Raw genomic sequence first — 1,545 nt, 5'->3', positions numbered from 1 at the left:
TGGTGTTCCTCGCTTCGCTCGTGGGACGCCTTCGGCGCCCCACATGCAGGCGTTAGCTGGCATACTCAACATTTGCGTTGTTTTCCTTATCTTTTAGGGTCACTATTCGAAATTTTGAGGTCGTACTTTAAATAAAGAGAGCAGCACTCTTTTCGTTAATCGAGTTATGGGGAAAAATTTCGAATCTACACAGAAAAACTCTCATACTGTAACGATGAACGATAACAGGTTCTTTTTAGCCTAGATTCTTCGAATTATGATAGAGGTGTAATCCCATTTGAAATTTAGTAAAAATTTTATTTTCACACTTAAAAAGTACGAGATCCAACCGGAGTTTTGCCATCAAAATTTGTCGAGACTGTAATAAAAAGGTCTGCTTCACATGCAAAGATTAGAGCTCGGCATTTGGTGCATTGCAGTTAGCTCATTTGTTGGCCTTCGTGTAGTAACTGGAGTTAACTCTTGGAATGGAACAATAATTGGAGGTGTGATCTGTGGATTTTGCTTAGGTGGGTATATTAACCCTTACCTCTTTGGTAGAGAGATTAGTTTGCCGTCTTTTCCTGACACAAAATTCGTGAAAGGCAAGGACGATTTTATACGTATGGTTTGGTTTTTGATCAGCATTTCACTTTTTTATTCTGGTATGAAAGGTGGTTGGTGAAAGGTAGGAAAAAACGACATCGCAGTAGTCACACAACAACGCCAGCTAACAAGCGCATCATATTCGTCGCTTCGCTCCTGGGACGCCTGCGGCGCCCCATATGCGGGCGTTACATTTCAAACCATCATCACAGTAGTATCTAGATGAAAGCTATATATAAAAATGATTTTTGGAAAGTTTCCGTTGATTGGAAAGACCCAACACTTTACGAAGATGTTCTCGAGAATGGACATGAGTGCTGTGAAGATTCTCAGCTATACATGATCACTGCAGCTTTCGGTAAGAATAAGCATAAAATCTTATACATTGGAAAAACTACCAAGTCTATTTCTCATAGATTAAAGCAACCCGACCATAAGCTTAGACACTTAAAAATGTCAGGTGATTACAGCAGGCACAAGCTTTACATAACAATGGGTAAGATCAGAGTTGAAGGTGGAAAAGTCACACCAAAGAGAATTGACCAAATAGAGAGTCTACTCATTTATTCCTTCGATGACTTTCACAAGTACAATGGAAGCAAAATCAATAAACTCAACCTCTCTGAGCACTACGAAGTACAAAATAAAGGAGAATTTCATGCACTCCCAGAAAAGATATACCTCGGCCTTTTCAAAAATTGAAATGTAACAAGTCAATCAAGCGGGACGCCTACGGCGCCCCTTATTGAGGCGTTAAGTCACTTTATCAACATCGAGTAACATTCAGAAGTGTGAGATGAAACTCTATATAGAAGAAAAAAATCACTCAGATAAATCAACGAAAAAGGTTTATCTAGATAAAATTGCTGCCACAAGGAAAGAGGGCTCTGTTCACAATACATATTGGTAGCATGAACTACACTCCTGAGCATCGGTTTCTGTCGTATCATTGGAACCATC

Annotated in this window: 1 protein-coding gene; it reads left to right on the top strand. The window is 39.5% G+C overall.

What is annotated here, in order from left to right:
- Positions 1 to 807: 807 nt before the first annotated feature.
- Positions 808 to 1,287 (top strand): hypothetical protein, encoded by a 480-nt coding sequence (locus QMA35_RS21605; RefSeq protein ID WP_281649201.1) that lies wholly within the window; start codon positions 808 to 810, stop codon positions 1,285 to 1,287.
- Positions 1,288 to 1,545: the final 258 nt, after the last annotated feature.

The organism is Parendozoicomonas sp. Alg238-R29 (assembly GCF_947331445.1).
Classification (GTDB): domain Bacteria; phylum Pseudomonadota; class Gammaproteobacteria; order Pseudomonadales; family Endozoicomonadaceae; genus Sansalvadorimonas.
The sequence above is the reverse complement of the archived record's forward strand: the minus strand, read 5'-3'. Positions and strand labels throughout refer to the sequence as shown.